General features: G+C 38.1%; 19 protein-coding genes. 8 read left to right on the top strand and 11 right to left on the bottom strand.

Annotation, left to right across the window (positions count from 1 at the left end; all coding sequences use genetic code 11):
- Positions 1 to 55: 55 nt before the first annotated feature.
- Positions 56 to 910, bottom strand: coding sequence for a P-loop NTPase family protein (locus K6T22_RS01885; protein WP_238238612.1), 855 nt, complete (start codon positions 908 to 910; stop codon positions 56 to 58).
- A 166-nt stretch (positions 911 to 1,076) separates the two neighbouring features.
- On the opposite strand from K6T22_RS01885, the gene K6T22_RS01880 reads away from it, so the two are divergent.
- Positions 1,077 to 1,961 carry a phosphoadenosine phosphosulfate reductase domain-containing protein gene (locus K6T22_RS01880; protein WP_023466896.1) on the top strand — a complete coding sequence of 295 codons (885 nt, stop codon included), beginning with the start codon at positions 1,077 to 1,079 and terminating at the stop codon, positions 1,959 to 1,961.
- A 100-nt stretch (positions 1,962 to 2,061) separates the two neighbouring features.
- Here the strand turns inward: K6T22_RS01880 and K6T22_RS01875 are convergent, their stop codons facing one another.
- The 5 genes from K6T22_RS01875 to K6T22_RS01855 form a co-directional block, all read right to left on the bottom strand.
- Positions 2,062 to 5,409 (bottom strand): hypothetical protein, encoded by a 3,348-nt coding sequence (locus K6T22_RS01875; RefSeq protein ID WP_238238610.1) that lies wholly within the window; start codon positions 5,407 to 5,409, stop codon positions 2,062 to 2,064.
- On the bottom strand, positions 5,406 to 6,272 hold the full coding sequence (locus K6T22_RS01870) for a DUF4007 family protein (protein WP_238238609.1): 867 nt from the start codon (positions 6,270 to 6,272) through the stop codon (positions 5,406 to 5,408). The genes K6T22_RS01875 and K6T22_RS01870 overlap by 4 nt, the downstream gene beginning before the upstream one ends.
- Before the next feature lie 63 nt (positions 6,273 to 6,335).
- Entirely contained in the window at positions 6,336 to 11,534 is a 5,199-nt protein-coding gene (locus tag K6T22_RS01865; RefSeq protein ID WP_238238607.1) for an FtsK/SpoIIIE domain-containing protein, read from the bottom strand.
- A 29-nt stretch (positions 11,535 to 11,563) separates the two neighbouring features.
- Positions 11,564 to 13,183: a hypothetical protein gene (locus tag K6T22_RS01860; protein WP_238238605.1), complete on the bottom strand. Its 1,620-nt coding sequence runs from the start codon at positions 13,181 to 13,183 to the stop codon at positions 11,564 to 11,566.
- Between the two features lie 33 nt (positions 13,184 to 13,216).
- Positions 13,217 to 14,953, bottom strand: coding sequence for a hypothetical protein (locus K6T22_RS01855; protein WP_238238604.1), 1,737 nt, complete (start codon positions 14,951 to 14,953; stop codon positions 13,217 to 13,219).
- 174 nt (positions 14,954 to 15,127) lie between these two features.
- Here K6T22_RS01855 and K6T22_RS01850 point away from each other — a divergent pair, with 174 nt between their 5' ends.
- Positions 15,128 to 15,514: a RidA family protein gene (locus K6T22_RS01850; RefSeq protein WP_238238603.1), complete on the top strand. Its 387-nt coding sequence runs from the start codon at positions 15,128 to 15,130 to the stop codon at positions 15,512 to 15,514.
- A gap of 34 nt (positions 15,515 to 15,548) precedes the next feature.
- On the opposite strand, the gene K6T22_RS01845 is transcribed toward K6T22_RS01850, so the two are convergent.
- Genes K6T22_RS01845 through K6T22_RS01835 form a run of 3 tightly spaced genes read right to left on the bottom strand, consistent with a single transcriptional unit; the run spans position 15,549 to position 16,598 of the window.
- Positions 15,549 to 15,812: a hypothetical protein gene (locus K6T22_RS01845; RefSeq protein WP_238238602.1), complete on the bottom strand. Its 264-nt coding sequence runs from the start codon at positions 15,810 to 15,812 to the stop codon at positions 15,549 to 15,551.
- On the bottom strand, positions 15,802 to 16,164 hold the full coding sequence (locus K6T22_RS01840) for a hypothetical protein (protein ID WP_238238601.1): 363 nt from the start codon (positions 16,162 to 16,164) through the stop codon (positions 15,802 to 15,804). The genes K6T22_RS01845 and K6T22_RS01840 overlap by 11 nt, the downstream gene beginning before the upstream one ends.
- Complete coding sequence (locus K6T22_RS01835) at positions 16,164 to 16,598, bottom strand: hypothetical protein (protein ID WP_238238600.1); 435 nt, start codon at positions 16,596 to 16,598, stop codon at positions 16,164 to 16,166. The genes K6T22_RS01840 and K6T22_RS01835 overlap by 1 nt, the downstream gene beginning before the upstream one ends.
- Before the next feature lie 262 nt (positions 16,599 to 16,860).
- On the opposite strand from K6T22_RS01835, the gene K6T22_RS01830 reads away from it, so the two are divergent.
- Genes K6T22_RS01830 through K6T22_RS01820 form a run of 3 tightly spaced genes read left to right on the top strand, consistent with a single transcriptional unit; the run spans position 16,861 to position 20,009 of the window.
- On the top strand, positions 16,861 to 18,933 hold the full coding sequence (locus K6T22_RS01830; protein ID WP_238238599.1) for a methyl-accepting chemotaxis protein: 2,073 nt from the start codon (positions 16,861 to 16,863) through the stop codon (positions 18,931 to 18,933).
- A gap of 21 nt (positions 18,934 to 18,954) precedes the next feature.
- Positions 18,955 to 19,605 carry a Type 1 glutamine amidotransferase-like domain-containing protein gene (locus tag K6T22_RS01825; RefSeq protein ID WP_238238598.1) on the top strand — a complete coding sequence of 217 codons (651 nt, stop codon included), beginning with the start codon at positions 18,955 to 18,957 and terminating at the stop codon, positions 19,603 to 19,605.
- Positions 19,602 to 20,009: an NUDIX hydrolase gene (locus K6T22_RS01820; protein WP_238238597.1), complete on the top strand. Its 408-nt coding sequence runs from the start codon at positions 19,602 to 19,604 to the stop codon at positions 20,007 to 20,009. Before K6T22_RS01825 ends, K6T22_RS01820 begins: the two co-directional genes overlap by 4 nt.
- Positions 20,010 to 20,052: 43 nt before the next feature.
- Here the strand turns inward: K6T22_RS01820 and K6T22_RS01815 are convergent, their stop codons facing one another.
- Positions 20,053 to 21,147 (bottom strand): GGDEF domain-containing protein, encoded by a 1,095-nt coding sequence (locus K6T22_RS01815; protein WP_238238596.1) that lies wholly within the window; start codon positions 21,145 to 21,147, stop codon positions 20,053 to 20,055.
- A gap of 144 nt (positions 21,148 to 21,291) precedes the next feature.
- Between K6T22_RS01815 and K6T22_RS01810 the strand changes: the two genes are divergently transcribed.
- The gene (locus K6T22_RS01810; RefSeq protein ID WP_023466867.1) at positions 21,292 to 21,468 is read left to right on the top strand and encodes a hypothetical protein; all 177 of its coding nucleotides are present in this window, start codon (positions 21,292 to 21,294) and stop codon (positions 21,466 to 21,468) included.
- An 89-nt stretch (positions 21,469 to 21,557) separates the two neighbouring features.
- Complete coding sequence (locus K6T22_RS01805; RefSeq protein WP_238238594.1) at positions 21,558 to 23,207, top strand: methyl-accepting chemotaxis protein; 1,650 nt, start codon at positions 21,558 to 21,560, stop codon at positions 23,205 to 23,207.
- Positions 23,208 to 23,256: 49 nt separating this feature from the next.
- On the opposite strand, the gene K6T22_RS01800 is transcribed toward K6T22_RS01805, so the two are convergent.
- Positions 23,257 to 23,784 carry an NUMOD4 domain-containing protein gene (locus K6T22_RS01800; protein WP_238238592.1) on the bottom strand — a complete coding sequence of 176 codons (528 nt, stop codon included), beginning with the start codon at positions 23,782 to 23,784 and terminating at the stop codon, positions 23,257 to 23,259.
- 132 nt (positions 23,785 to 23,916) lie between these two features.
- Here K6T22_RS01800 and K6T22_RS01795 point away from each other — a divergent pair, with 132 nt between their 5' ends.
- A complete protein-coding gene (locus K6T22_RS01795) occupies positions 23,917 to 24,495 on the top strand; it encodes an AAA family ATPase (RefSeq protein ID WP_238238590.1) in 579 nt (192 codons plus the stop codon).
- Positions 24,496 to 24,504 lie beyond the last annotated feature (9 nt).

Raw genomic sequence — 24,504 nt, 5'->3', positions numbered from 1 at the left:
CTACAACGTACTTTATAAGTAAAAGGCGATTCCGTGACTTGGAATCGCCTTTTACTTAGCTCTCGCTTAAAGAAGTCGAACGCACAGTTGACTGAATCAACTGCTTTAACCAGACTTGTCTTGCTTCTACTGAAAAATCTTCATTTCCGAATACCTCTACTCTAAACGGAAGCGTTTTTAACAACTGACGCTCTAATGCTTTTCGCGCCTGTAAGATCGTAATCGTTCCTTCCACTCTTGATAACGAGTGATTCACACCATATGCTTGCTCGGTGTAATAGGATACGAATCCGTCCGCCCATTCTGTAGGACGCTCTTTTAACGCTTTGCGGAAGCTTCGTTCTACATCCGGTTGATCAACATAGACGAGAACGGGTTGTAACGGTGCGATGATTGTTACTAAGCGATTAATATACGCTCGTAACGTCTCTTCCGGTAAATCGTATTTGATAAGCCCCATCGTCAATGGGTTTTGCAAGAAGCAGCACTCAAAAACATATGTTGTATCCATCGTTAACGCTCGAGCGACGAATGCCTCCCATTTCTTGAAAATCAGTGATTGGTATAGCTCAAACTGCAATTCATAGATATCGCGTGCTTGTAGAAATGTAAGGGCTGCTTCAGGAACATCCTGTTCTGATTGCCGCTGGCGATACGATACCAGTACGTAATCATTGAACACTTCAGTAAATCGCAGAATATCAAGTAAGTCATACTTCCTCTGAAAGTCTGTCCATTCATTCATCGTTAAGTAAGCAACACTTTCATAATCTGCGGGATGGTTGAGATCTCCCTCGATATGAAGACGCACATTGATTTGTTGCTCTTGTAGTAGACGCGTTAAGGCCTCAGCTGTGGTGGTTTTGCCTGAGCCCGGGAGTCCTTCAATAAGAAATAGTTTTGAATGCATATAGGGACCTCTATTCACGATTAATTCGCTTTTAGTAAATATTATACGATTAAATTCTAATTCCCTACTAAGGTCAAACAAATTATTGTATTTAATTAGAAATGAACCTTATACTTATAATTAGAAAATAAATGGATATTTTGTTTTCGAGAGAGGTGGTTTTGAGATGGACATGAATAAAGTAAAGACCCAAAAAACCTCTGATCGATCAGCACTAGGTGTATTAAAAGCAGGTACTACTCCTTCATTATCTGGTAGAAAGCCAGTGCACGTAGCAATGTTTAGTGGCGGTGCATCTTCCGCTTATGTTGCTTATCATATCGTTCAGAAATACGGCAAAGAAAACTGCGTTCTTTTTTTCACTGACACACTTTGGGAAGATATCGACAACTACCGATTCATGGATGAAGTAGCAGAGTATATCGGCATGGAGATTACTACTCGAATAGATGGCAGAACGCCTGATGAAGTTTTCCACGACGTTAAATTCTTGGGTAATTCACGTATGGCTAAATGTTCTGAGGAATTAAAGGTTCGTCAAACAATGATTTATCTCGAAGAACTTCGAGACGAACATAATCTTGAACCAATCCTTTATTTCGGTATTGGACCTCATGAGCAGCATCGAGCTATCAACCTTCAAAATTTCTATGAGCATAATCCAATCGAACCGATAGAAACACGATTTCCTATGATTGAAACTTTTAAAGGTGATCTTGATACAAAAGAGATTATTCGTGATGAATGGAAAATTGCGTTGCCAAGAATGTATGGTTTAGGCTTTTCTCACGCAAACTGCGCTGGTCGATGTGTCAGAGGTGGCTTAGGTCATTACGCTCTTTTATATAATGTCTGGCCCGAGCAATATGCCGAGCAAGAAGCTATGGAAGAACGCTTCCGCAGTAAGTTTGAGAAAGATGTTTCTATTCTAAAAAGAAACGGTGGACCATTCACATTGCGTGAATATAGAGAATTGATGGATAGAGACGGAATTGAAAAATATTTAAGTGAAAAAGACGATACAATTCCTTGTGTATGCTCTTTCTCATAAATAAAATCTATACAAAAAGGTAGTGGATAAAATTCCACTACCTTTTTGTATAGATGGATACGATAAACAATCGCTAAGCATCAAATAACTGTAGTATCTATTAAGATTCTAATTCACTTAGAATCTTATACACAACAAAGCGGATTTCATCATCTGACATTGTTCTACTACCAGCATTTACTATTCTACTTACATTGTTGTAAATAGTCTTCCCTTTAACAGAAAGCTCCACTTCTTTGATTTCCATAACGGTTTGATTATCAGTCACTATTTTGATTAATCCATTTTGATTTTGGTTCGTCACCAATAACTGCTTGAAATTCATCCAAAACGAATCATATGTGACATCTGACCAGTCTTTTAGTGCCACTCCAACAATTTTTTCAATTAAATATGCTAACCAATCTTTATTCTGAGCGTACTCTGAAACGAATCCAGCTAATATTGGACTGCTTAACACAAGTTCTTTATTTCTATCAGCCCACTCATGAATATCTTTGCTTGATTCAACTTTCATTTTAAGAAGAACTTCTTTTTTAATCTGTTCTGTCAAAAGACTCAAATGGTTTTCGAGTCCTAATTTTAATGCCTTTAAATCAGAATCATTTCCAACAATTTTTGCGAGATTATTGATTGATGCAAGTGGGTCTGTTTCACTATGTCGAATAATCTCTTTGAATTGATTTTCATTAACAATCAGTTGGTCGGTTACTTGAGTATATCTTGGTAAGCTCCGTAACCATCGCGTTAACTCTGTAAAAATTATGACAGGCTGTTCTGATAAAGTACCATTGAAAAACGTAGTATTTATATCTTTGAGTAAATTTAAATTTACTGAAGATAATTCATATAGTTCGTATTCATAAAAATCTGCTCTTAATTCTAAAATATCATATAGCATGTCTGCATTTAATTCATGAATATAAAAATCATTTGAATAAAACGCCATCTGATGCCAAACGTCTTTTAATAGAGCTATTAATAATAGTGGTATTAGTGGTTCTCTAATACCATAAGGTTCTTGTTTTAATAAATCATATAAACCGACAATTTTTCCTCTTCTATTTTGTTTAAGGTATGAAAGCAAATCGTACCTTAATTTCAACAAATTATCATCAGCTATTTGACTTAGGTTATTTGTATCAATTCCTGTGTTTTTAAACATAGTTGCATAAATTAAATAATCCGGACCAAATCCCTTGATGTCAAAATCACCTGAAAATGTAGGCGCAAGTAGCTGAGATAAAATACTTTTAGCAGCTTTCTTTTGGATAGACGTAACATTTTTTTTGTTGAATCCTTCATTTCTAATTTCAGGTGTTACAGGAAATCTATCGAACATCCATTTCGAAAGCTTCTTTTCAAGTAAACTCTTTGAATCGATTTTGAAAACTTCGTTATTGATATACCAAGTTAAATTATCTTTTTCAAAATGCCTAATTGGTCGTAATAGTTTTTCGATTTCGAATCTTATATTTTCTAAATGAATTAAAATTTCCGCTTCTAAATTCTCATCTTGTTGAAGTAGTTCTGAAGTATTTAGTAGAAGATCTAAAATCATAAATTCATCTAATTTAATAATTAGATCTTTAGTATTTAACTTCGTAATGCAAACTATAATATCTTTTCTTTTAGAATTTATTACGAAGTCCCGGATATTTTTTAACTCTTGATCATTTCTATAAATCATATATAGCAGCATTCCATCACCAGCAGGAACATTTAAGTTCAATATGTTTCCCCATGTAAATTGAGATTCCACGAAGCGTGTCATGCTTTTGACGCTGTTATACTCATGAGGCAGAAAATATTTATTAGGTAAAAAGTTATTTAAAAATTTAATTCTAGATTCATCATTAATAACTGTTTTAGAACGATATTCCTCTACTAGGGATTCTAAAGAAAGTATAGAGCCACTATATAATTCATACGATGAAGCTAGTGGATTATATCTTATTATCTTTATTCTTTTTAGTTCTTCTATGCTTTCTCGTATTTCTATCTCGCTACTACCTAGTGCAAAAGATAAAAAATCTATAGAAAGTTTAAAAGGCTTATTAGATATATTCAATAAAGTCATTAACTTTACGAGTCTTTTCGCTTCGTTGGATATTTGGTAACTCATTGATAGTCGATAATACTTTAAATCATCAATTAGATAAAATGAAGATTCATCTGGATAAAAATAATTAAACAATTGATCTGCATAATACCAATCAGTTTCTAGACTATTCTCATCAAATTGAGATAAAAATGTATATAATGTTCGATCATTTTGTCCTAGCATGTTCGAAAGAATAGGTAATAATCTAATTGTTAGTGGGTGTATAGGTTGACACTTTTCTAAAATAAAATTCTCAACTTCAGATACTTCCATATCCGGAAAAAGACTATATTTTTTTAAATCGTTCTTTATTTTTTCAATATCGTTTAATAAAAATAGGTTTGGTGTATTATCTTCTTTAACAATCTCAAGTATTTTAAAGGCTGTTCTATAGAATAAAGAGGGATCACTATCTAAACGATGTGATTCAAATCTTTTTTCAACTCTTTCTAATTCTTCTTTAGATAAATTATTACTCTCTGTTGAATACTGTCGAAGACCTGTATGAGTAATAAAGAGTAAGCCTAAATTTGAAGACCTGTTTGCAAATTCAGCGATATCTTGTAAATCTTGCATAGTTTGAAAAATCAACGATTGGTTTACACCTTGAAGAAATCTTCCAAACTCATCATAAATAATAAAAAGCCCCAATTTTTTTATAGATAATTGATTCGTTAAGTGTTGAATTTTCTCAACAAATGATGCTTTTGATTCTGAAATATATGTAGCTCCAGAAGTCAAAGTCCCATACATTTTTTTAAATTCCACTATAAATTTCTCATCGTTTGTAGTGATTCCTTCAACCAATTCTTCTATAGTGCATCCAAAAGCTGTACATAAATTTATTAATTTTAAATACGTATCTTTATAGTCTCTCTTCCACAATTCAATTGTTTGAAGAATTTGCTCACTATCTCCTTTAAGAGATAAAACAATCCCTTCTGACTTTAATTTCAACTGAATAGCTTCTAAAATAATGTCATCAATCCGTCCGTTTTTACCTGTGATAGTAATCGGAATCCACTTAATATTGTTCTCATATAAATTATCTTTAATTTTATCCGATAAGCCATTATTTAAACCACTCACGTTATATAAAAACGACTTTACATCTTTACTGTTTTTTCTTGCTGTTATTAAAGAAGCCGTAATTGCCCCGACCATTGACTTTCCTGCTCCATATGGACCAATCATAAGGTGAGAATTGACTACGCTTTTTTTAGAAAGACTCGAAATTATATTTTCCATAATTTCTAACTGATCATTGTTAGGGACAAACATATCAAACAGTTCAGACTTTCCAGTGTCATAAACTACATTAATACTAGGTTGAAACTTTTTCATAGTACTACCTCATTTTCAAAAAATCGTTCCATATAATCTAAATAACTAGTTGTATCAGTAATTCTAACTACATCGAGACGGTTCGTTCTAGTAAAAATTATTGGATAACTTTTTTGCATCTCTTCTAGACAGTTAACAATTTCAGACCTCGGAAGATTAAAAATTCTTCCCCATAATTTTTCGCCATCGATTAATTCATCAAGACTCACTTCATTGAGTTCATTTCTTTCTATATAAATCAAAAAAGTGATGAAAAGTACTTCAAACTTAAACACTGTATCTAGTGGTGTTTTTTTGTAAGTACCCTTAACTGTATTACTTATCAATCCTAATTCTTCGAACGGACTTTTAATAACATCTTCAGGAGTAGATGAAAGGTTATTTGGGCTATACATTTGAATGAGACAATCAATATCTCTTTTTAGTGAATTAGAAGAGACTGATTTTTCTAATGTCTGACCAACCCAGGTTTCTAATGTTTCTATCAGTAACGCTTTATCGAAAATTGATTCTTTAAATACATTAAAAAACCAATACCAACTTGTTGCAATTTTTGGATCAGAGGCTAAAGTATAATGCAAAATACTTTTTGTAACAGGGTGTTGAATATATTTATCGTATCTATCAACTAATTCTCCTAAAGAAGTAAGGTGATGTTCTGTTTTTCCCGATTGCCGCTTCTCTTCCATGAGACCGGTCGAGAATAACCAATACTTCGCTGATTTCGCCATGTTTTTCCCTAATCCTAGTTGTTCAAAATGAGTATCATTATAAAAAAAGCGAGGATCGCTTTTAATTTCAGTTAATCCTTTATATAACCATTGCGGACGTAAGTAAAAACTTTGATGTTGTCCAAAACCCATTTGTAACCCACCTTAATTTTAACAAAGCAAAGTAGCCAGATTACTCTTGGCTACTTTGTAAGTTTAGTTATTTTTAAAGAACCTCATTAATGCTCGTAAAGACTGTGGTTCTAAATAAGGACTCTTACCTCTAACTGGTTCTCTATCTTTCTTTAAGAGGTAGTCGCCTTTACCCGCTAAATTTTCGGCACCGCTTGTATCTAATACCACGTTGGATGCAACAGCGTCTGTTACTTTTAATCCTAAACGTGCTAGCAAATTATTTTTAATAGTAGTATTAATAATCTCCGCTTTAGGTGATTGCGTACAAACTATCATATGAATTCCTGCTGCCCGTCCTTTTTGACCTATTCTCTTAATAGCAGTTTCGATACGTTGTGCAAATTCTTTATCCTGCATCATGAAATCAGCAAATTCATCAAAAACAATGACAATGCGAGGTAAAACTTCAAATAATTTATTTTCTTCAATTAGTGCTTCATTATACTCTTTTAAATTTTTTGCATACGCATCTTTAAATTTACTATATCGATTTTCCATTTCCATAATCATAACATCTAAATAATCAGCAGAATCCATTAAATCTAATAATACTTTATCAGTATGATGAACATCTTCAAACATAGAAAATTCAACTTGTTTTGGATCTATAAATACGAACTTCAATTCTTGCGGTGTGTATAGACACATCATAGACATAACAATTGAATTCAAACTAACACTTTTTCCACTTCCAGTCGATCCAGCGACTAACATATGAGGTTCTGTTCCGTTAAAATCAACTGACATCACTTCATTTAAAGGGTTAAGTCCAATAGGAACAAGAAAACCATTCTTCAAGTCTGTTTGTGTGATATCTCTTCGAACGTACTTCATAAACTGTGAAAAGAAAATTGTATCAGGATCATTACGATTAATGTCTATATTGATACCATTTCGATCACTAAAAATAGTTGGCGGTGAATCAATGTGCAGCCATAAAGGCATATCTTTAGCTTTTTTTTCAACTGCTGTAATACTTTGATCTGATGGAATTCTACCAATAATTCGAATGACACTAGCACCTACGATAGTTCTCTCTACTGTAAACTGAACATTATTTATTCGGAGTTTAGTTTGAAGTGTGTCCGCATAACTATCACCTAATTTTTTCAATACCTCATCAAATGATTCAGTTTGTGGAGCTTGAACGTTTTTTAGTGCATGATCTTCTGGGTATTGAAATTCCTCGGTATTTTCAACTACTTCAATATTTTGACTTTCGTTTATTATGCTCGATTCACTTTGATTCTGTAAGTTGCTTCCTTTCACAGTATTATCTTTTAGTATTTCAGCCGAAATTAGATTGCTGTTATCTATTTCGGTATAGTGATCAAAGTACTCGTTCTCATCAGTTATAGCAACCTGTTCTAATAATGATAGTTCTTCATCCTTCAATTCATTGTTTACTTCATGATCAGGAACATTCATTTCAGATAAAATGTATGATCTAGTAAAAGTGTTTACTGTTATTTCATTTTCATCTTGTCTTTCATAATAGTGTCCAGGTGAAAGTTCTGAACGACTTTCAAATTCAATGTTTTTATTATGAATGTAAGCATAAATTGACTTTGTAAATTCAAAATTGATTTGAATATTTTCGTTATTTCTTAATTCATGTAGTATCGCTAGTTCAAATTCTTCATATGCACGCTTATCTTCTAAATGAAGTAAAAATGAATTTAAATATAAGTTTCTTTCGAGTGTAGAATCAAATCTTCTAAAGAATTTTTTTAACGTCTTTTCACCTGATAACAATTGAACTTTAGCATCAGTTACTTCACTAACATAACTTTCTTCTTGTATAAGCTTTAATTCTATTAAATCAAATTTAACATTATACGTTTCTATTTCAGGAGAGTATTGAATAGTTGTTTTTAATAAGTCCGGACGTTTTTGTCGGGTTCTAAACCATTCTAATTCATCGCACATATCCCATAAAACTACTGTGTCCTCAGATTTCTCATCCTGTAGAACAGTTAAATACACTGACAAGAATTCGTTAACAAATTTTCCAGGTCCTAATGCTCTTAGTACTAGACCACCAGATAATTCTTTAACAATTTTAAGCGCTTTATCAACCTGTTGTATGTCTATACTACTAACTTTCAACTGATCTTTTAGTCTACTGTGGAGACGATCACGATAATAATTGACTTCCATATCTACTTTTGAAGATCTTCTAATTGAGTCTGAAGATGAAACAAGAACTTTAATTTCTTCTTTTCCTAATCGATTTACATGATAACGAATAATGTTTGAACCTTCGGCTACTTGTTTCATTAGTAAAGGATCCATGAATCTATCGTAAGTCACAACCCAATTAAATTTTTCATGTGCAAGTTTATATAGCGTATTTGTTTCTGTACGCGTTACAGATAATCTACCTTTTAATAAACCAATTTTATTAGGTTCGATGACTAATCCGTCTTTTAAAATCGCTTGCATATTATAAAATTGTTGCATCAATTTTGGCTGGTTAGGTGAAACGTAGTTAATTAATCGAGTACCTTCTTTAACTGCTTTAAATTCGCGATTCTCATAGAAGACCCAATTTTTATCTGTAAGCTCGCATTCTTTGTAGCTTTCTGAGTAAAATTGATGTGGGATTTTTAAATTATCACTTTGACCAAAGTAATCAATAAATACAGCTAAATCAAAGTCTAACATGGATGTATCTAGCTTTTCCGCAAGTGTTTTGGGATCGCTAAAAGGCAATACATTGATTTCTAGTCTAGGAAATTCACCAAACGAATCTACAGCGTTAATATACTCTTCTTGTGATTGAATCCATTGATTAATCTCATCATAGAGCATTGCAGCTCTCGCAGGACTGTGAATGGTTATATTCAACTTCTTTAAGCTATCGTTTTTCAAAATTTGTTCTACACTCTTTTTTACAAACTCTAAATTTGTAACATATAAGAATAAAATATCTAAACAATCCGCAGCATATGGATAAACTCGAATATAATCGTTTGTAACTTTTTCAATTTCTTTCGCAAAAGAAGTTGCTTGGGAGGTCACACTCTCAATTTCTCCACCTTCGATGTATGTTCCCTGACCATACAATTCGTCTTGAGCAAATAGATGATTCCCATCTCCAGATACGTAATAAGATGGTGCTAAGTTAGTAAATGATCCTCTTAGATACTCTTTGTACTGCTTTAAATCTTCTACGTCTTGTATTTTATTGCGTTGTTCAGATGTATCAGAAATATTAGACAGTAATTTTCCAAAATGAATGAGTTTAAAGCCGTAAGCAATAAATCTAATAGGATTAAATACAGATACTATTTTACGTTCAACTTCTGCTTGTTTAGCGTTTTTAGTTTCGAAAATCTTTATTGTTCCAATTTCATTTAAAAGTGAGTATATTTTCCTAACACTATCTACATCATGATCCGAGCACTTTAAAAATGATTCGCTAAGATCAGCTACTTGATTTAAATCTTCAATAGTTATTCCTCTATTTTCGTCGATAATAGATTTAAGAATATTAGTGTACTCAGAATTGTATTTTTTAAATTGCTCGATAGGTTCTAACAATCGTTTATCAGACATAAGGGTATAATTTTGTTGTTCACTCAAATACTCATTAAGATCTTCTTCAACTGGCGTACCCTTTTTCGTAATAATAGAATGTAAAAATCCATCTTGAATTTGATTAATAAATTTGGAAAAACTCGTTTCAATTAATGTTCTACTAGCATCAATTTTGACAGTAGATTTCGCTATAGAATTTTCATTTTTCAAAAGTCGTAATTTAACAGGGATTACTTCAATCTCTTTAGATGATTCGTTAGTGTTCTTCAATTCCGAAAGAACAATTATATTTGAAGACAACATTGATAAAGATTTTAGATGAAAATTAAAGAATCTAGCTTGTTCTTCAGAAACTTCTGTATTTTGATCTATTGAAATTTCAAAGGTAAGATTACCACTGAATTCTTCATGATCTATTTCCTCTAACATCACTAAACTTTCAGATAAAATCGCTTCAAAAATATCAATGTATTCAGATGGATTCTCAAGCTTGTTTTCAATATTAATAATTTTTTTCAGTATATTTTCTTTTTCAAGTTCTTGTTCATATTCTTCTCGAAATTCTCGAATCGCCTCAATGTCATTTTTAGAATTTACGGCTTCAACGCCACGATCAAAACGACTTTCAGCCTCCATTTTTTCTTGCTTTAATTGGCTCTCTTCTTCAATACTTTTTGCTTCTCTAATTTTCTCTGCAAAATTGTCTAGAATTATATCTCTTGCATTATTCAATTTATCCTTTAAAGAATTAGACACTTTAAATCCAAAAATTCGTTCTGCATCATTGTATGAAACGAGATTTAAAAGGTCATTGTTTCGTCTTTCAATAAACTCCATAGTTTTTTCTAAAAACAATACTTTATCGTTATTAAAGCTTTTCCAAACTTCACTTGAAAAATTATTTTTTTCTTCATTAGTAATAAAATTATCTACATTTTTCATCAACTTTTCTGGCTCTAAATAATTTACTAAGGTTTTTCTTAAGTGACTTAATAAAAAGTTTTTTCTAAGCTGACTACGAAGACCATCTAGTGACTCAAACTTTAAATGCTCGTCTTTAAATAGCCGAAAATGAGGAAGAGATTTTCCTAAAACCACTTTAAATGTATCATTAGATATTTCCTTCTCTTGTAAAACACTTTCAATATAAGCAATAAGCATTGAGAGTTGTAAATCAAGTTCTCCTCTATGCTGATATGCTCCAATTAGTTTGAGCAAATCTTTTATTTGATGTGGTTCTAAATATCCTTTTTCTCGTAGAGATTGGTCTAAACTGAAAAATCCATCTGATGATAGTAATTGTGTTTCATCAATAGAAACAATATCTTTTAAGCTTTGAGCTTCTGGTGTTCGCTCATTCATTAATAAAATTAATGCTTCATTCGTTTTTACATTATTTCGCAACCATACTCCATTTTCGTTTTCATTCAAAACAAATGAATCATAACCGTCAATTTGTTTTATAGTCCGTATCAATGGTTCATAAAAACTTTTGAGTTGAGTTTGATTTTCCAATAAAGCATTTAAGATCGCTGGAAAGTATTCTTCGTTTATTCCTTCTATCTTCACTAGTACTTTTTCAGCATTTTTGTTTTTATGATCTTTAAGATAATTAAGTAAATGTTGTGCAATCCAACTGCCTATTATCTTTTCTTTTTGATTAATTCTTGCAATCATTGCTTAATGCTCCTTCCCGTTACTTTGCATCAATTAAAATAAGGATTTGTAACTAATGCTGTTGCATCTGAGTATTCTTGGAGTAGTCCATTTTGTTTTAATTTTTGTCTCATTTTTTTCTCATTGCTTCTAAAGTGACTTAGATTGATTCCCTCTTTTGAATACAGTCCAGAAAGCTTAGCGGCATCTTCCCCAATAATAATGCGATATTTTAGGAATAATTCATTTAAGAAATCATCATATGGTAAGTTATTCTGACCATTGAGAGTTGCATACACTAAAGCACTTAAGACATTATCATGTAGTACATATCGAGCTTTGGATCCTTTTCCAGAAACAATAAACTGACCATCACGAGCCAAAGTTTTCATAATAGGGACTTGTGTTTTAGATAAATCCTCCATATAAAGTTCTATGATCCGTAATCTAAGTAACTTTTTAGCATTAGTAATATCTTTAGTCTCTAATGCCTCAATAAGTTTTTTCTTTTTTGTTGCTTGAAGACTATTTAAATTTAATTCATTAAAAAATCCAGAATAACCCTTCACTTTATCTTTTTCAGAGCCATCGAAATTATTTCTCCAAAAATAAATTTTTTCTTCTGCTTTATCTTCAGAAAATATTTCTTCTACTCGATCTTCCACAAACGTTTTATACGCTTCTCTTACTATAGTTTCGTGAATTCGATAAGAATCTTGAGCTAAAAATTTAATTGATTTATTCTGACCTTCTAAACAATCAATGAAATAATTGCTCGTTTCACCAATAATTTGTTCTGATTGAAAAATCATATAGCGATGAAGTTGAAATGTTATGAGAGAAGTTAAAATATCAAACATTTCATAAATATCAATGCTTAGCATGAGCAATGCATTAAGTTCTTCTGCAAATTCTTTATACAGTGCTAAATCTGTATTTGGTAAAGTTGGATATTCACTACTTTCCCAACTAGTAATAACATTCGATAATTCTTTATCTTTAATTAGTGGTGCCGGCTGATCTCCAGTACTATACTCACTAAATGCTTCATTAATTTGATTAATGACAGCAATTACCCCACTAGAGCTAGATAGTAGTGTTTTCATGTTTTTCTCGATACTAATCCTTAATTCAGGATTATTTAAGGTTCCATAATGCAACATTAAAAAATACAATTCTCCACCACGAGCAAAAAAATTACGTTCATAATTAATGGTTAAATTTTTCGAGTTACCTTTATCTCTATTTACACGAACTTCAGAAAAAAGCAATGACTCGTGGAGAGGGTACATCATTTGAGCGTACCAAGAGCGATCAACTGGTTTTCCCATCGGTGTCATTAGAGGAATAGTTAGATTTTTAAAGAACACTTGTAAATCTTCTAATTGTTTTTCACTTACTCCAAGTTTCTTTTGAATTACATCTTTTTTCTTTGCTTCAAAAATTGCAGTATGACCTTTTGCGCCCTCTTTCTCTCCTTCATAGACAAACTGGCGAAATTCAATCATTTTTCTTCGGTCATAATACTTCTTTTCTAGACTAAAACCTGTTCCAGCAAATACGTTTAAAAACTCTAAAGTATACTCTGGTCCGCGCTGTCCATCTTTAAAACGATGTCCCCATATTTCAGCACCAATCTTACTAGAAAATTTTGTACTTTCTTCTTGCATCTCTAACACCCTTTCAACCACTTTTACTTAGATTTAAAAATCATCATCTTCAGGATCAATATCTATACCAGTATCTCCATTTTCATTAATTTCAATTGTCTCTAATACAAATGCCCCTTGAACACGATCGAATTTCAAAATTTGTAAAATATTTTCATCTTGTTTTTTTAGTGAAATCAATCTATTTCGAAAACTATTAAGTAATATCTCTACATGTTCTCTCAAAACGTTTAACATGCCCCCATTACTCAAACGCATTAGATATTCAAAAGTCACTAAATTAATAGCTAGTTCTACACCTTGTACACTCAAAGTTAATTTTGTACCTGTTTGATCTATTGTTTCATTTTTACCTTGTATATGAAATTCCACTTGATCTAGCCCAATAATTTGATGAACTAATAAACTATCTGAAGATACATACAGCTGATGAGAAGGAGAATACACCATTCTCTTTGCGAAGAATGTATTTAATCCATCTACAAGTTTAACCTTTATGCTATGTTCAATTTTTCCTCTATGAAGAATGCTTATAAAATCATACCGGTGACGATAAGGGATTAATTTTTCAACCTTTTTATTATCTTGAGACTCAAAGTAATACTTTCTTCGTAATCTAGGAAACCATTTATTCATTAATTCAACACCGTTCACATTATCACCATGTATATTTGAACGATACATTTTTACATCTTCATAATAAGCACCGTTTTCAACATCAATATCTTTACCAAACAAAGTGTGATGTGTGTCTTTTATTTGTTCGTTACTACTTAAGTCACCATTAAGTAAAAAGTCATCAATTAAAGAGTCTGAAATGTATCCAGGATCCAATGATTTAAATTCTTGGATGCCACCAATTTCCTCAAAGACTTCTGGTCTAAGGTTGTTACCAAAAAAGTTCTCATAGTACGATTTTTTTGCTAACGCTTGGATTGATTCACTATTAGAAGCCTCATGTATATCTTTGCAAGCCATTCCGCCTGTTTGCGTATAGGCTAAGTGAATGAGTAGCTCTCGCATTGTCATATGCTTACCGTTCATATCTAAAGATTTATACATACGCATCATTCGATTTTTTGTTGTTTTATCACTTAAAGCTAAATGATTGCTATTTATAATGCATATGTTTTTACTAGAACAATCATTACAAATATCCCAGTTTTGTTCTTCATTCCATCCTTCTACGATTTTTTCAGCATAAATCGACGATGATGCGTACAATAAGTTATATACTTTTATTTCTTTCGTCATTTCTAGTTCTTTATTGTTTGATATAAATTGAGGAATGACGACACTTTTTAATTTATTTAATTCAGAATATTTCACAAGGGTATGCGTTAATTTCCCTTCATTAGCTGCAATGAGAAAATATACCTTAGATTCATCGTTTTCTAGGGAATCTTGTAATTTTTTTAGTTCTTCAACGATAACTTCATTTTTTAATTCCGATAAATCTTTTATTATTCGAATTCTATAGTTTTTATATGAAATCTCTGCTATACCTGATTCTGGCCATCCTTTAAACTCTTCCTCAACTAATTGATCATATACATTTCTACAAATTCTGGTTTTTCCATCTCCAGCATTACCTGTTATGATGATAGAGCGAGGAGATATTGAGAGCTCCTCGATAATTTTTTTGTTAATATTTGTATCAATGCTATACTCGATTTTCTTAGTATGTTCGTCAAAAATTTTCGAATAATCTGCTGTAGTTAAATCGTACTGATGCATAAATGAAACAAAAGGATTAACCTGATTTTGCATTATAAATTCTCCTTAGTTCTCATGTTTATTTGTCACAACTTCCCTAATAAATTATATCATTTTTGGTTTTTTATTCATATTATATTGTTAATGATTATAATAAAAGTAATTTGAAGTTATATTGTATTTTATCTAATAAGTACTTATTACCAAAAGAATGGAGAGAAATAAGATATGTCATTTTTAAAAATTGAAACGTCTAACGCCCCTGCCGCAATCGGTCCTTATTCACAAGGCTTCATCGCGAGCGGTACACTCTATGCTTCCGGTCAAATCCCGATTGATCCAGCGACAGGTGAACTCGTACCAGGCGGAATCACCGAGCAGACAGAACAAGTCATGCGAAACGTTGACGCCATCCTGAAAGAAGCAGGACTAACACCTGACCGCGTCGTCAAGACGACATGCTACTTAACAAGCATGGAACACTTCGCTTCTTTTAATACGATCTACTCTGATTACTTCGCACCGCACGATCACTTTCCAGCTCGGTCTTGTATCGCTGTTAAGGAACTACCAAAAGGTGCCTTGGTCGAAGTCGAAATTTTAGGACTCGTTTGACCGGATCGCTACGCACTCGTTGCGTAGCTTTTTTTCATCGCAGTCCCCAGCGTCCTGTTCCTTTTCCCGTCTCACTGTAAAAGAGATCCTGCTCTCCTCGGTACAATTCACACTCACTCGCATGCAGGTAAATCAATTTTCGAATGCGTGCCTCGAGTCCTGCTTCTGATGTAAAGCGTGATAGATCCAAATGTTCTGCTTGTCTTACACGCTGGTAGATATCGATTAAGTCGAGTGGCGATTGTCGTTCTAGGATTCGCTGAATTACATCAAGTAACTGTTGGCTCTCATCCGTCATGTCCTTCTAACTCCTTTTTCATCACTTTGTTTTGAATCGCATTCATCACAATCGGTATTTGCACAACAAGATTTAATACACTCAATCCAAGAACCAGTTGACTGACTGTCAATGGCTTGAAGTACCCTTCGCCATACCCTTCCGCTAAGCTGAGCGCGATCCCGTACGAAATCGCAAACGTAACCATGTTGCCGATGACGATGTGTTTCGGTTTTCCACTACGTGCAAGTGAATACGATAGAACACCGAGTCCAAACAAAAATAAGGCATACCCAAAAATCGAACCCACTTTCCAATCGAGGTAAGGTCCGAGCCACGCAAACGGAATCAGATACAGTAATGCTCGTTTCATTATTCACCCTCCCACTCTGCATCTTCTCGATTACTCCCGGCATCGTAATAACCGTATAGCAGTTCTCGAATCATCTCCCACCCTGGTGGAAAGACGTTTGAGCGTGACACTTTTTCTGTACCGTGTTCTGTCGTCACATGAATCTCCCAATCCGTTCCGTCCGTCATAGTAAAACTTTCAGGATTCGAGTACTCCCGCCATTTCTCGGCATCAAACCGCTCCGACCACATGTCAATTAAGTAGATATCCTCTTCCGTCAGTTTTATAAGTAACGGATCCATTTCGTTGGGTAAAATTAATCCATGAGGAAACCATGGACCTAATAATTCTTCCTCATCTTCCGCTCGAACCGTCCGACTTGCACGGTCCCACCAAAACGTCTGGCCTCTTCCCATGCCGGACTCTCGAAAGTAAATCTGTTCGACCGTTTTCATCGTGATCATCCTCTAAAATTGATATTTCCATTATACCCCATTTGTTATTTTTAACCTGACACAATTTTTTTCTTGGTTTAAAGTCTCACCCATCAAAAAATGTTCTTATCATATCATTCGTAACGCTCCTATCGGCTCATTGACCCTGATTTTAAAGTGTATGAGGAAAATAAAGTCATTTAAAATATATGGTAATGTAGTACTTCTGTCCCGTCTCCTTTCGTACACTAAAAGAAATCCAATAAGAACGGAGTGTGTTCGGATGAAGTGGGGTCTGTATCCGAAAATGTTACTCGCTTTTCTCGGTCTTGCAATTGTACCGATCGTTTTGATCGGCTCGTTCTTGTATGTCGAAACAAAAGGTGCGTTGACAGACGAGGCCTATTCAAAGCTTGAAGCGATTCGTGATGCTAAAAAAGCAACGGTCACGCAACATATCGATGAGAAGTTCTTGAATCTCGAAGCGTTAGCTGAAAATGAACAAGTCCAGCAGGCATTCGCTCCTTTAACGAAACAGTTTGCGGACGGTGGACTGGCGAATGACGCCTACCAACAAGAAGCGAAGAAATTCGATACGTATTTCAATCAGTACATCGAACAGTTCGGCTTCTATGACGTCTTCTTCATTGATCCGGACGGGAATGTCGTCTATACGGCGTTTAAGGAACCGGATCTCGGACAGAACGTCGTCACTGGTGACCTCAAATCATCGGGACTCGGAAAAGCGTATCAGGACGCTTTAACACAACAAAAAGGCGTCATCGCTGATTACGCCTATTACGAACCTTCGAAAGCTCCCGCTGCTTTCTTCGCGATTCCGTATGTTGATCCAGGAACGAATCAACCGCGTGGTGTCCTTGCGCTGCAGCTTGACGGAAATCAAATTAATAAAATCATGAAAACAACGGCTGGTCTCGGTAAGACCGGTGAATCGTATCTCGTCGGTGCCGATCAACGTCTGCGGTCCGATTTCCGAGCAACGAAACAAACCGAAGTCGGCGAAAAACGCATTCAGTCGACTCCGGTCAAGCAAGTCATTGCCGGGAAAACGAATACGACAGAACTGACAGATACAGATGGTCACGAGGTCGTGACGTCGTTCACACCGCTTCAACTCGCTGGACTGAACTGGGGACTGATCACAGAGGTTCATACGGAAGAAGTCTTTGCTTCCTTATCTGATTTCGTCCAAAAGTTATTGATTGCTTTAGTGGCGTTAATCGCCTTGGTTGCAGTCGCTGCGATTCTTTTCACACGTACACTCGTCCGACCGATCCAGGCGTTGTTGCACAGTGCGGGCGCGATTGCCGAACATGACTTATCACAACCAGTCGTCGCGACGTCACGTGATGAGATTGGACAGCTCTCCCGTTTATTCGAGACGATGCGTCTGTCTTTGATTGATCTCGTGAAACGGGTCGATACGATGTCACGGACGATTGATGACTCTCTCGCAGAACTCGTCGTTGAAGCGGAAGAAACAGGACATGGGACAAAAGAGATGGCGCACGCGATGACGGGAATTGCCGCAACTGCTCAGCAACAGTCTGGTGCGTTCGATGGACACACGGCGTCTTTACAATCTTTAACGGCGACGATCGAGCAAACAGCACAAACATCGGCACTCGTCGTTGATAGTGCCAGCCGTTCTGAAAGTCTCGCGACAACGGGACGTTCTGACTTGCATGCAGTGACGGAACAGATGCAATCGATTCAAAACGCGATTGATGAAGCGGCCGATAAATCACGTCGTGTCCAAACCGCTTCGCAAAATATTCTTGAAATCATCAGCATCATCGAATCGATTGCTAACGAGACGAATCTACTCTCGTTGAACGCTTCGATTGAAGCGGCGCGTGCCGGGGAGCAAGGAAAAGGATTCGTCGTCGTCGCACGCGAGATCCAGAACCTTGCCAATCAGTCGAAACAATCGATGGGACGTGTTCAAGAAACGATCGACTCGATTCAACGCGAGACAAAACAACTTGAAGACGCCATGGCACGCGGAACCGTCGCCGTTCAGGACGGCGTCGTACGTGTCACGGAAGCGACGCAGTCGTTTGATTCGATTGTCACGCAGTCAAAAGGTGTCACCGTCGATATGTCCGCCCTTTCGGAAACGAACCGGGATGTCTTGTCGACCGCTTCGCATCTCGTCGCTCAAGCCGAACAACTACGTGCCGGAATCATCGCCAGTGCTCAAGACAATCAACAGGCATCCGAGCAGTCGCTCACCTTCAGTGAACGAATGGACGTCGTGCATACACTAACGGAAGAAATTTATACGCTCTCTCGTGAATTGCACGAGACGATCAACCGCTATACACTGGACTAAATCTGAAAGGAGACATGCCTCATGCCGACTCACTTATTCCTATTTGGAGGCGGTCCTCCTTTTACACCGCACTTACGAACACGATTTGCCGCGTTAACGAATGGTGGACCAATCGCGATTTTATACGTTCCGCGGACCGGTAAAGATTGGTTGGGCTATGCTTCGATCTATACGGAACCATTACAGGAAGATGGCGTTTCGTCTTTTGTCCATCTACCATTGTCTGACGCACCGACAAAGGAGCAACTCGCGCAATTGAAACAGTGTCAGGGCATCATCATCTCTGGTGGCGAGACGGAGCTCTATCAGCGCTATCTTGTCGATACGGAACTCGATGACATCATCCAATCGCATTTCGCAAATGGCGTACCGATTGCCGGTTTTTCGGCCGGTGCCCTCGTTTCGCCTGAACAATGTGTGATTCCGAAAATCGATCAACGAGACGGTCAACGACTTCGCTTACCTGGTCTTGCCTTACTGAAAGACGCGGTTGTCTGTGTGCATTACGAGACGTGGGGCGAAGCTGCCCATCTCGTGCAATCCTTTACTGAAGAAAATACAAGCTGGGCGTATGGACTTGCTGACGCAAGCGGTATCTACTTACAAAATCAGCAACTGATCGAAACAGAAGGAACCAATCCCGTCGTGTTATCGCAGAGTCGAGTCAGATGACGAAGATCGTTCCTGCTGTTAAGGGCATCATCATTCACAAGCAACGTCTCCTGATCGTCCGGCGGGCTGCTGCTGACTTTGGCGGTGGAACATGGGAATGTCCGGGTGGGAAGATGGACTTCGGTGAATTCCCGCTCGATAGTCTCGTTCGCGAAATTAAGGAAGAGACACAGTTGACGGTTTCTCCGGAGCGTCTGCTTTACGCCTCGAGTTTTCTGACACATCCTGACCGGCAAATCATTTTGTTGATGTACGTCTGCTCGACGAACCAGACAGACGTTCAATTATCAGCAGAACACGACGCTCATCTCTGGGCGGACGAATCCACGATCCGTCAGTTGATCGCACCGAATATTCTGGCTGACTTTGAACAGTACGATGTTTTTTCCTTGTTACAGCCATGAATACAAATCCCCCGCCGGACCAGTTGGTCGGACGGGGGATTTTTTAACGCAACGACGGATCACGGTACGCAACGACACGGTTCCGTCCGCTTTGTTTGGCTTCATATAAAGCGAGATCCGCCTTTTGGACAGTTTCAAAGACGGTTGATGCTTGATCGGACGAGGCAACGCCTAGCGATAACGTGACATGAAACACGGGATGTTCCTTATAAACGAAGTGTTGATCGGCACAGGCAGAACGAATCCGTTCCCCTAGTCGTTCCGCTTGTCGAAGTGGTACATCCGGCAAGAGTAAGACAAACTCTTCACCACCGTACCGACCGACGACTCCTTGTTCTGGACAATACGATTGCAAGAGATGGCTGAGTTGTCGTAAGACGACGTCGCCCCCTTCGTGTCCGTATGTATCGTTGATTGATTTAAAGTGATCAAGATCAAGAATGAGGGCGGAAAAGGCAGTTCCATGCTTAGCGTACTCAGCTAACGTCTCATCCAGCTTCCGGCGATTTCCCAGTTGTGTCAGCCCATCCGTTAAAGCCAGTTCTTGTTGCGTATGCACGAATAAAAAGTGCTTCCTTAGTTCTTGTAAGAAACGATAGGTCACGTAACCACCAATCATGATGACGATGATGTAGACGAACGCAATCTCTAAAAACCGTTCGAACGTGTTCGTCAATAAATAAAGCGCCGGTAGACTATAGGCAATCCCCGCGCCCAGCAAAACGAGGTAATCCTTTAAACGTTGCGCAGCGAAGCGCCGGTAAATTGAGGCTGTCACAAGTAAGGCGACACAAATCAGCGCCGTCAGCACTAATCCCTCATATTCACCAGCCGGTGTGACGGCAAAGCGTGCTCCGACGATGAATAACATCGTCACCCCTCCACTGACCAATCCACCGTAAAAATAAGCAGTGACGAGTGCAACGAGACGCAAATCAATCTTTGCCACGTCATACGAGATACTGTTGAAAATCAATAAGGCGCCGATGATGCCAGCGATACAGCCAATCAGTAGACGAACATGAAGCGGGGATACGGGCGAGATGCTCTCAATCCGGCGCAACGGTAAAAATGCAAACAAGAGCGTCGCGATCAACAATGAAAAATTCAGCAACAACGAATTGAGCAACTCGAGCACGAGGACGTCCTCCCTCTTTTTTCTAGTTGACTACTCTATTCCCGTTACGTTGCACATTCCCCTCTTTTTCCAAGGTTTTCAAACAAGAGGAGAGGGAATCAAACAAATATGTCTATCGTCTACATCATTAAGGGGGAATCTTCCATGGATCGTCAAGCCGAAAAACGTAAAAGTAAGATGCCGTTCTTCATCATTCTTGTCATCGCCATCTTCGTCATTGTCGCTGCTGCGTTAATCATTTATGTCACGTCTGAACCAAAAGAAGAGACACAAGCACTTATGACGCATCTTGCGACCGTCCTTCCGATTTACGTGAATTAGATTCACAAGACCTTTACACAAGCCGTACAAGACCTTCATACATGTTGCTTCTTCTCCTTCCGATAGGTACACGGGAGGAGATATTTTTTATGCATACGAAAAAACGATTATTAGCACAACAACTAAATGGATGGTTGATTCCGATCGTTGCCATCGGACTGATCGTGATCAGCGGTCTAAGCGTCTACGCTTCCTATCAACAGTCCGTCGCTTCGACCGAGGAACGGTTAATGCGTGAATTGACGATGTTCGATGCGAACGTCCGGGCAACGTTTCTGGCGTATCCGGATGACGCAACAGATCGTATGCGTGCGATTAAACGATTACAACAGCAACAACGAACTGACTTATCACGCGATGACTATACGATTCGCTTCCAAAGCTTGAATACGAATGAAGCGTTCCGATCGCTGACACTCGAACCGGCAAAACGGAAACAACTACTACAGCACTTAAAGAATGCGCGTACATATGCTTTTTCGCATCAGGACCAGTTTCTTGTCGCGATGACGATTCCGGAACTTGATGACGTCATCTTGCTGACGACCGATCGTGATAAATTAATCGCTCCTGCTCGCGAGTTAGCTTGGACACTCGTCTGGGTCAGTGTGATTACACTTGTCAGCATCAGTCTATTGATCCGTTGGCGGATTCAACGACAATTAGCGCCGTTAGCAAAACTTGCCTTACAGATTGAAGAAGCGCATGCGAAACGATCGTATCGTCCATTAACGCTCAAGACGACGACCTTTGAATTACAACAACTAACGTTTCAATACAATCAGTTGATGCAACAGATTAGTGACTTAACGACTGAGATGCAACAAGCGAGTCAGGAACTCGAGTCCGTCCAGCCCCACTTTTCCTCGCGCTTATCGGCGATGGATCGATCGGTCCAAGCTGTCGATGAAGTCGCTGGTTCCTTACTTGCGCAATCGACGCAAATGGATCAAACGATCGTCGCTTCGACGCGTTTGACTGCCCAAGGACATGATGCCTTAGAAGAAATGCAAACGACACTTCTCAACAGTCAACACGCTGTGACCCGTTTTCAACAGACTGTCCTTACGAATCATGCGACACTCGAGACCTTGCAACAAAAAAGCCACTTACTGAAGGAACAATCGCAGGCGACGGAACAGATTTTGCAACAGACCTCACACCTACAGCAACAAATGGAGACCTCGATCTCGCACATTCAGCGCGTTGCTGAAGAGACGCGTCGTTTGTCACTGAACGCGTTGATTGAGGCAACACGTGCCGGAGAAGCCGGTCGTGGCTTCACCGTCGTCGCCAAGGAAGTCGAAAAACTGGCAATCGATATTCGGACGAGTACGGACCATATTCGGCAGGTCAATCAGATGTGGACGGCGGGACTCGAGCAAGTCGAACAAGCACTCTCGCAGATGACGGAACGTTTTCTCTCAACGTCGCAACAGCTCGAGACGGCAACTACACACTTGCAACAGATGCTGACCGAAGCGACGACGATTGAAACGACACTTGGTACCGTCGAACAGCAACGGCAGATCGTCGCAGATGTTCAGTGGAACATGCAGGAACACTTGCAGTCCGTTCAACAGTTGATGTCAGAACTCTCTTCTTACAGCCAGGTCCTCGGGGATCAAATGCAACACCACGTCACCCAGCAGACGGAACTGAAGACACATAGTGCCGTACTCGAGTCACGGATCAGTTCGCTACAACAGACCGTGCGTGCCGGCGAACAATCGGATTAAATCAAAGGAGCGCCTACCATTTCTGGTAAGCGCTCTTTTTACTCTGTTCTCAGCCGATATAACGTGCTTCCTTTTTATCGATGATGTTCCGGATCCGGTTCTCGGTCACATCATACTGCTTTGCCAGTTGACGAATCGTCTTCCCTTTTTCGTACTGCGCACGAATCGTTCGAATCTGAAACGGTGACAGCGTCACATGTTGATGTAACAAGAGATCAAACTCACCAAGTAGTTCGTTATATTGCTGATCAATCGAAGGTAGGACCTCTAAGTTCGACAACTGATCGTCAGCCCGTTTGCCGTTGTGCCGGACGAGTCGCGCTTCCGTGACGTCAGCCGTCAGAAAGGCTTGTGCGACAAGCATTCCGACCTGCACCCGTTCTCCTCGGCCACGTTGGTAAAGCGTGACTTTGCGATACCCTTCCCGATTGAGCCGCGGACGGAGCAAGACACCTTTTCGTCGTTGCTGGACACCGCGACACGTCACGATCGTCCGGTCGAGCGATCTTACGCGACCAAGCGATGAGACTTCGTATATACCTACATAGCCGATGACGGCTTTCCATTGTTCTTGCATGGTTGTCCTCCTTCAGACAAGGACACGACAGGACTTCATACTTGAATTATACCAAATTACGAACAAACGTTCTAGTGATGTCACTCGTCGGAATGTGCTATTCTTAGCAGAAAAAGGAAATGAGGTGCGCCCATGAAATTTGTTTTATTGCTCGGTCCGCAAGCAGTCGGAAAGATGACGATCGGTCAGGAAATCGAACAGTTGACGGAGATGAAAGTCTTCCATAACCATCAGACGATCGACTTGTTATTGCCTTATTTTGATTTCTCAGAACCCGCGCATCACCGCTTAAAGGATACGATCCGACGTGAGATGTTCAAGGAGATGGCGAACAGTTCGCTCGAAGGTGTCCTGTTTACATTCCTCTGTCTATTCGGTGTCGAAGGCGGTGGTCTCGAGTTCATCGAAGAGACGGTCGAATTATTCGAACAAGCGGGTGCTGACGTCTACATCGTAGAACTGGATGCGCCGGTCGCAACTCGTCTGCACCGGAACACGACTGAAAATCGATTGACGCACAAAGTAACGAAGCGTGACCTTGCCGCTTCTGAACAAGACTTACGCGAGACGGCGGACGGATACCGGACACGCTCGCTGCCAGGCGAATTACCGGACGTCAACTATCTCTTCCTCGATACGGAACAGTTGAGTGCACGTGAAAGTGCGGAAGCGATTTGTGCGCACTTCGACTGGTCCAAAACAACGGTTTAAGCACAAACA

Origin of the sequence: Exiguobacterium acetylicum (assembly GCF_022170825.1) — a bacterium.
Taxonomy (GTDB): domain Bacteria; phylum Bacillota; class Bacilli; order Exiguobacteriales; family Exiguobacteriaceae; genus Exiguobacterium_A; species Exiguobacterium_A acetylicum_B.
Note: the sequence above shows the minus strand (reverse complement) of the source record. Positions and strands in the feature narration are given on the sequence as shown.